This is a genomic window from Pseudomonas sp. SDO5215_S409, from assembly GCF_054071325.1.
This window is the reverse complement of the sequence record NZ_JBSVWN010000111.1, coordinates 1-6,624: the sequence shown is the minus strand read 5'-3', so window position 1 is coordinate 6,624 and position 6,624 is coordinate 1. Positions and strand designations below refer to the sequence as shown.

4 protein-coding genes and 1 pseudogene are annotated in these 6,624 nt (G+C 53.7%); all 5 read left to right on the top strand.

Annotated elements, in window-relative coordinates; genetic code table 11:
- A pseudogene (locus ACW9H9_RS28080) lies at positions 1-509 on the top strand (type VI secretion system tip protein VgrG); the annotation flags it as partial.
- Entirely contained in the window at positions 494-1,327 is an 834-nt protein-coding gene (locus tag ACW9H9_RS28075) for a DUF4123 domain-containing protein (RefSeq protein WP_457346617.1), read from the top strand. The pseudogene ACW9H9_RS28080 and the gene ACW9H9_RS28075, both read left to right, overlap by 16 nt.
- A 1-nt stretch (position 1,328) precedes the next feature.
- The gene (locus ACW9H9_RS28070) at positions 1,329-4,346 is read left to right on the top strand and encodes a hypothetical protein (protein ID WP_457346616.1); all 3,018 of its coding nucleotides are present in this window, start codon (positions 1,329-1,331) and stop codon (positions 4,344-4,346) included.
- Positions 4,339-5,310 carry a tetratricopeptide repeat protein gene (locus ACW9H9_RS28065; RefSeq protein WP_457346615.1) on the top strand — a complete coding sequence of 324 codons (972 nt, stop codon included), beginning with the start codon at positions 4,339-4,341 and terminating at the stop codon, positions 5,308-5,310. The genes ACW9H9_RS28070 and ACW9H9_RS28065 overlap by 8 nt, the downstream gene beginning before the upstream one ends.
- A gap of 55 nt (positions 5,311-5,365) precedes the next feature.
- Positions 5,366-6,340 (top strand): tetratricopeptide repeat protein, encoded by a 975-nt coding sequence (locus tag ACW9H9_RS28060; protein WP_457346614.1) that lies wholly within the window; start codon positions 5,366-5,368, stop codon positions 6,338-6,340.
- Positions 6,341-6,624: the final 284 nt, after the last annotated feature.

Sequence of the window (6,624 nt, the reverse complement as noted above, 5' to 3'; positions counted from 1 at the left end):
ATGACACGGTCGAGGCCAATACCTACAGCGAATTCAAGGTCGAAGAACACCACACTGTCTATGCCGACCGCAAGGTTGAAGCCCGCGCGGATGACCACCTGACGGTTGCCGCAAACCAGCATGTCAAAATCGGTACGGGCCAGTTCATCGAAGCGGGCCAGGAAATCCACCTGAGCAGCGGCATAAAGCTGGTGCTTGAAGCCGGCAGTGAACTAACCCTTAAAGCCGCCGGCAGCTTCGTCAAAATCGACGGCCGCGGCGTGACCTTCGGCGGCCCTTTGATCACGGTGAACGGCGGCGGCAGCCCCGGCAGTGGAAGCGGCGCGGCGCCCTTGTTACCAGGACCGTTGAAGCAGGCGGATGCGCACACAGCCGGGCAGCTATTAGCACCCGCCATGCTCAACCCGTTTGTGCGAAAAAGCCTGCAAGGCCTGCCCCTTGTTCCCGTCTGTGGCAAACAGGCCAATGGCACGTGTACACGCGAGGTTTGCCCATGTCTGCGCCGCTGAACGTGTTTCTCAACCAACCGCAAACGACCGAGCCCTGGGCCAACCTGGGTAGCAGCACGTTGTACTGCATTATCGACAGCGTCCGCCAGCCGCGAGCCTTGGAGCAGCTCTATCAACAAGACGGCTTGAACGGCATCGAACGCCTGTTTCAAAGCACACCTTTTGCCGATATGAACGACGTCAGCCCGCTTTGGCTGCCACTGAAAAAGGCAACGCCGGTCGCCGCCAAAGCGATCGCGTTATGCCGAGACAACCGCTCCGGCCTCTTGCTCACCTCCAGCGCCAAGCCGGGTATCGCCCTCCTCCATGCCAGGCGCCTGCTGCGTATGCACAGCCACGATCAGGGGGGCACGCTGGCGCGGTTTTACGACCCGGCATTCTGGAGCGCGCTGGCACTGACAGCGGTCGAGCCCACGCTTTACGGCCCTTGGGAGCGAGTGTTGACACCCCCGGCGCACCCCGACGATCAGGCCTGGCGCGTGTGGGAACCGTCGCAACCTGTGCAGGCGTCATCCAACGAGGCCGGGCATCCACTCCTACTGCACGACCGCACGTTGACCCTCGCAGACGACATCCGCCGCTGGTATTGGGTGCGCGCCCGCGAAGCAGAATCGGCCAAGCGGCTACTCGATGCGCAGTTGCCCACGGTGCTCGAGAATTTGAGCCTGCTGGTCGCACACGGCATCGACGAAGGGCGCCATCTGGAGCGCCTGCTCTCTCGCCTTGATCAATACCGCCTGCACGACAGGCCCGACGTCATGGACGTGCTGAGCAGCCAGGTGCCGGCATTCGAAAAAGTACAGCGGCTGGAAATCTGAAATGGCCTATACGCGCGAAACCGACCCCTCCCCCTCGCAGCCTCCCGTCCTGCTGCCAGCTGAAAAGCCCACGGCGCCTGCCGATACCGAAACGTTCTGCGCTGACAAACACCCCGGTTGTAGCACCCGTTTCCACGACATCATCTACGTGACGGGCCAACGCAGGTTCTGGCTATTGCCCAAACGTGTCGCGCAGCAGTTACAAGAAAGCGTCGGCCAACTCCAACAAAAGACCGTCGATGCGGAAAAAGCCACGCGCATGAGCAACATTGCCGACGCAGGGCTACTGGACTACTTCCTCACGCCAGGGCCCGAGGCGTTTCTGGAAAGCACGCAAGACCCCACCGCAGAGCGCAGCCGCTACACCCAAGCCAGTGCGGCGATTGTCGATGACACCGCCCAAAAAACGCAGTCCCGCAAAGACTGGCACACCGCCAAGTCCCAGGGCGACAGTACCGCAGCAATGAACGCCGAACGTGAAATGTTCGCGGCGCAACAGCGTATCGACACACATAAAAAAAACCTGGCCGATCTGGAACATCTCTCCGACCAGCGCGCCGAAGCCTTGGGCTACCGGCGCGAAAACGGTGTGTTTTATACCCCCAGAGCCCTGCAAACCCGCGATGCGATGGACCGCTACCTGGCCGAGCGGGAAAAAGCCAAAAGCCATGGTTTCAAGCTGTTCGACCCGGGCACAAAAACCATTGCCTCCGCTTGGGAGCACTTGAAGACCTACAAGACGCTGCAGAAAACATTCATGCAAACCGGCGTGGTGGATGAGCGCGCGCTCAAGGCGTTGAAGATCAGCATCCTGACGCTTGAAGCCGTGATGGCGAACTACATCAACGCCATCGTGGAACTCGCCGAATGTGGCATCGCCGTCCCCGAGTTTGCGCTCAGCCCTGATGATCAATATGAAGGCACCGAGGCGTTCCAGGCCTACATCAAACTCCTGGGCAAACGCGACACGCTGGAAAAAAGCATCGAGGCCAGCTACGCGCAGTGGGTGTCGACCACCGCGGGCAAGGCCGCTCCGCCGGGTGTGATTTTCGTCAAGTTCCAGGAGCAGTGGGCCGCACTGAACAAAGAAGCCGAGCAACTTGAGCAGACCGCCGAAGCCACCGTGCGAGACATGCTGCCTCCCCGGCTGTTCGTGTGGGAGCCGCACCGCTATCAACCCTCGCCCATCGCACGACTGGCCAAGGCCAATATTCCCTTGCGGGAGCTGAGCAGCGCCTCGTCAGACTATGTGCTGAACCACATCAGCCTGAAATTCCTCGCCCAGGAAACAAGCGACGCGCTGACCAAAGCCCTCAACGACCTGAAGACACTGCCCAAACCCCTGACCCGGCAAGCCGATGACGACCGCGCCTTCAGCGATTGGCTAAAAGCCGGAGGCGCCCACCCGTTGGACGAAAAAGGCCCCTGGTTCGACAGTAACGGCCTTTTTATTCCCGACGCCTTTTTTGCAGCCCTCAACGCTGAGCACTTTGAAGTGCAAAGCCTGGAGGCCGCCGATACCCGCAAGCGTTGGGGCGAAACCCTCAAGGCCATGATCTTTGAAGACAAACAACTGCGTAACCTGATGTTTTTCGACAACAGCCCACAGGCCCAATTGGTCCGGTGCCTGCTGCCGCAAGGCAGCAGCCTGCAAACGACAGCCAGGCTGGACGGACCCAAATGGAACAAAGGGCTGCAAGTCGCCAACGCCAAAACCAACCTGGACGTCGCCGCTTGGCGTGGCGAAGTCAGCCTGCTGAAAATGGAACTGCCCGAGCGCAGCAACGCGCAATCCTTGAAAGTGGACTACACCGCGTACGACGGCAGCGTGCGCACCCTGGACTTCGGCAAACTCTCACTGGACCTCAGCGCCAAAGCCTGGGGCTTCGCCGGGGCCAGCCTGATGCTCGCCCGCGACCTGAGCCTGGACCAGAAAACCGGCTATACCCGAATCTCGGGAACGGACACTGCCGAACAGACAGGCGAACTGGCCAAATTCACCCTTTTCGTCGGCGCCCAAGCGGGCTGCAAACTCAGCGGGCAACTCTTCTGGTGCCCACCGCCCAGCGTCCTCCCCCCGGCCCCCATCCCCAAACGCACCTTGAGCAGCCCATGGCGCGCATTGGCCAGGCTGGACGTGGAACTGGCAGTCGCCGCAGGCGCCGGTTTTTCCGGCAACCTGATGTTACGCGTGGATAACGGGCGCTTTTTACTCTCCATAAAAGGCTCACTGATCTGGGGCGTCGGCCTCAAAGGCTACATGACCTTTGAAGTGGGTTATGAAAGCGTCGTCGCACTGCTCGAACTGGTCCGCCAGGAAATGGCCGCCAACCGATACCAAGACCTGGAATGGGTAGAAGGGGAAGCACTGGCGTATGTGCGAGACCTGAGTTTTTTGGGCGCCATCGGTATCGATGTATCGTTCGTGTACTTGCGTGGCTATGCGGTGATTAAAGAGCTGTATGGACGGCTGACGGAAGGTGGGCGGGGTGGGCAGATTGCTTATACGTTGATGCTTGATAAATATCTGCGGGTCATGAGGGAATGGGTACTCAATCTACAACCTCAGGCTTTTGGACCATTACTCTTAACGTTAAGTAGTTCACCCCAAGCATTCACCGTAAAAGAAGAACAAGGTGAACGGTACTTCAACAAGGATCAAACACACCTTTTACAACAACAAGCAATTGAGAGATGCCTTGGCTGGATATCCAGTAAAAAAGGTGTAGAAAATCAATTTGAAGAGACAATCATCTGTATGAACCCGGATGGCACTCGCCCGACAGAAGCGGGACTAGCCTATTGTAAAAATAAAATGCGATTGGATATATTTATGGCAGAACAAGTTATGCCCTTGATCAAAGCAAATAACCACATGAGAGCCAAGTATCACCAATACGTGTCAAGCTTTGGCTCACGACTGAACAAGCATTGTAAATATCACCGCAGATACACGGGTCCCGCCTTTGCCCCCACCGAAACAATAGAAGCTTTCTATAAAGGACCAGACATTGATTAAAGAAATATTTATCGGCGGATTACTTTATATTTTCTGCTTACACGCCGTTTCTGCCCAACTATCTCCAGAACAACAAGCGGCGAAGGATAGAGGCATAGCACTCTACAACCAAAGTGACTGGTATGATTCTCAGCCACTATTAAAAGATGCCGCAGAAGCCGGAGATAGCTTAGCGCAGTACTACTTGGGAGAGGCCATTAGAAAAAGTAATCGGTACACTTCTGCCACAGCAAAAAGATGGTATGAGGCAGCGGCTAAACAAGGCGATTTATACGCCATGCTCCGCCTAGCAGACAAAAATGATTTTTGCAGCGTAATCGGAACATGCACAGAAAAAACTAGTAAAGAATGGCGGAAAGAAGTACTAAAAACGGCTATTGACCGTTCTAAAATCAACGACGTACAAGCTATGCTTGTGCTCTACTTAGCCGGGGAAGGTTTGGACTGGTTGGAAAAAGCTGCCCAAGCAGGAGATGGCTACGCACAAAGTTTATTAGCCGGTCTATATAAAGATGGAAGAGGCTGGTTCTTAATCCCCGGCAGCCGCAAAAAAGCCGTTGAAAAATGGTTTAAAGCCTCTGCAGAAAGCGGCTATCCTCTTGGGATGTTTTTATATGCAAATTTTTTGTATGAAAACAACGGAAACAAACAAGACATCGAATATTGGGTGAGAAAATCAGCAGAAGGTGGGTATGTAATCGCAATTAGCAATTACGCGCTTAGCTTAGCCCATTTACCTGATGATTTTGGATACCCCCTCGACTTAATAAAAGCCTACGGACTGGCTTACCTACTCTCCAAACTTCAGGGTGGAGGTACAGCGCCTGAGGACGGCCAGCGAATTCTTCTTATGATTGCTGAAAAAATGAGTCCAGAAGATATAAGTCGCGGAAAGATTTTCGCGAGGGAATGGAAAGAAAAATCGCCCCCTTTATCCTATTTTGAGCCTATCTATGGCTATTGACTTACAACTCCACACCTAACCAACGTACTTCCAAACTAAAAACCAGGACACGGCGATGCTGAACAAGCCTGCCATTTTGAGCGCTGTTTTTACTCTAATTTTTTCTCCTACTGTCACGGCTCAACTAATGCAGGAGCAGTTATCCACACGAGAAAAAGGAATAACTCTTTACTATCAAAGTGCTTGGGATAGCGCCCAACCTTTACTAAAATCCGCTGCCGAAGCGGGCGACAGACAAGCGCAATATTTTTTAGGAGAGGTAATTAGGCTCAACCATTTCTACACAACTGCAGAAGCGAAAAAATGGTATGAAGCGGCCGCCGACCAAGGCGATCTTTATGCGATGCTTCGCCTGAGCAACAAAAATGACCTGTGTAACACCTTAGGAACATGCACCGAAACATCTTCCATAAACTGGCGCGCGAAAGCACTAAAAATAGCCCGTCAACAGTCTGAAAAAGGTGATGCGCAATCAATGATAGTGCTCTACTTGGCCCGACAAGGTTTCGGCTGGCTGGAAAAGGCGGCCGAAGCTGGAGATGGCTTCGCCCAAAATTTGCTGGCCGGGCTTTATAAAGATGGAAGAGGTTGGTTTTTTATTCCTGGCAATCGCGACAAGGCCATAAAAAAATGGCACAAAACTTCAGCTGAAGGCGGGTATCCACCGGGAATGGTGATGTATGCCAACTACTTATATGAACGAAACGGAAGCAAAGAAGAGATACGCCACTGGTTGATCAAGGCTGCAGAACATGGCCACATTGACGCAGTAAGCACCTACGCCGCCAATATGGCAGACCCTAAAAACACATTAGACTTCAAACCAAACTTAATTGCTGCTTACGGGCTGACGTACCTGCTGTCTAAACTTGAAGGAGGAGGAGTCGGACCTGAAGATGGACAAAGAAACCTCCCTATTATTGCTGAAAAAATGAGTACAGAGGAAATAAAAAAAGGAAAAGCTTTCGCACACGAATGGAAAAACACCCATCCGCCACTGTCTTACTTCAACCCCATTTATGGCTATTAAACTCACATTACCCTTTTCCAAATCGACACTTATCAGCCTATTGGAAACATAAAACCTTGACTATTAGAATAATTTTCAGCGGTTTACTTATCATATCATTTCCCTCCAAGACCATTGCAGAGCTAACACACGAACATCGTTCAGCACGAGACAGGGGAATCACCCTGTATCAGCAGAGCGATTGGTACGACTCCCAACCGCTATTGAAAATAGCTGCTGAGGCTGGGGATGATCGTGTCCCTGGAAGTGGTGTAACTGAACCAACCGAAGGCGCCCTGTAGGCG

Coding starts and splice junctions, on each gene's coding strand:
- ACW9H9_RS28075 (WP_457346617.1), top strand. CDS start 494: ATGTCTGCGCCGCTGAACGTGTTTCTCAACCAACCGCAAACGACCGAG.
- ACW9H9_RS28070 (WP_457346616.1), top strand. CDS start 1,329: ATGGCCTATACGCGCGAAACCGACCCCTCCCCCTCGCAGCCTCCCGTC.
- ACW9H9_RS28060 (WP_457346614.1), top strand. CDS start 5,366: ATGCTGAACAAGCCTGCCATTTTGAGCGCTGTTTTTACTCTAATTTTT.